This window comes from Sutterella massiliensis, from assembly GCF_016899755.1.
GTDB classification, from domain to species: domain Bacteria; phylum Pseudomonadota; class Gammaproteobacteria; order Burkholderiales; family Burkholderiaceae_F; genus Sutterella; species Sutterella massiliensis.
The window spans coordinates 1-342 of sequence record NZ_JACJJC010000350.1 but is presented as its reverse complement, the minus strand read 5'-3'; the positions used below and the strand labels follow the sequence as shown (position 1 = coordinate 342).

The window sequence follows — 342 nt, the reverse complement described above, 5'->3', positions numbered from 1 at the left end:
GATGGCCATCAGGTCCTCAACCATTTCGCGCTGAGGCGAAAGAGTCTCCTGGTTCGCGATGGTGATTTGGCAGCTATTTTCCTGAGCCAGATGCTCGAAAAGGTCGAAGCCAAAGCGCATCAAACGATCCTTGTGAGCAATGATGACATGTTTCACTTCACCTCGCGCGATTCGATCGACAAGATGGAGAAACTTAGGCCGTTTGAAGTTCATGCCGCCGCCGATTTCTTCAATCCACTCGTCAACGGCAATGCCTGCACCGAGGCAAAACGCCTGCATCGCAGCCAGCTGCGACTTCAAGTCGTTCTTCTGAGCCGCACTACTGACACGGCAGTAAACGAT

1 protein-coding gene is annotated in these 342 nt (G+C 52.6%); it reads right to left on the bottom strand.

What is annotated here, in order from left to right:
• On the bottom strand, window positions 1-342 hold a 342-nt coding region (locus tag H6A60_RS12870), incomplete at both ends, for an IS607 family transposase (protein ID WP_205105258.1).